At 48.2% G+C, this 510-nt stretch carries 2 protein-coding genes; both read right to left on the reverse strand.

Translation table 11 applies throughout. From position 1 onward, the window contains the following. Nucleotides 1–298, reverse strand: a 298-nt coding sequence (locus tag R7R24_RS30575; RefSeq protein ID WP_411978857.1) for a DUF6162 family protein, incomplete at its 3' end; no start/stop codon positions are given. Beyond that, on the reverse strand, nucleotides 295–510 hold a 216-nt coding region (locus R7R24_RS30580; RefSeq protein WP_318120698.1), incomplete at its 5' end, for a hypothetical protein. The genes R7R24_RS30575 and R7R24_RS30580, both read right to left, overlap by 4 nt.

The following is a 510-nucleotide window of genomic DNA, read 5'->3' on the forward strand; positions in this document are numbered from 1 at the left end:
CTTGAACAAAGGGGGCAATCCACAGTGACGCCATCTCTTCCGTATCTGGCCAGGTGCCAGACTCTGCGTGTAAATCGCGCAGTTCTTCATGCGCCAGTTTTAGCTCGGCAATCAAACCGAGCTCTTGTTGGTGCAAGTCCGCGATTCGAATTTGATGAGAAAGCACTTCAGAATGGGGAGAATCAACTTGGTGCAGAGGCATCAAAACACTGGCGCAAGCAAGAATACCAGCGATGGTAAGTGCCACCCATTTCCCTTCTCGGCTACCGTTATCGGGACGAACTTTTTGTGTGATCATTTCTCTTTCAGCTCAACCACATCCACTTCAACTGGGCTTTCATGACCGGCATCGAAAACCAAGTAGAAATCAGTCTCTGGATGAGAAAACTCGGCCATAGAACGCTTGTCTGTTCTGACTTTGGCGATGAGGTTATCTTCGTAGTCGTACATTTCGACATCGTAATCGATCGCGGTTGAGCCATCAGAGTAGCCAGTTTCACAAATCACTTT

The sequence above is a fragment of the Vibrio sp. 704 genome (genome assembly GCF_033339295.1).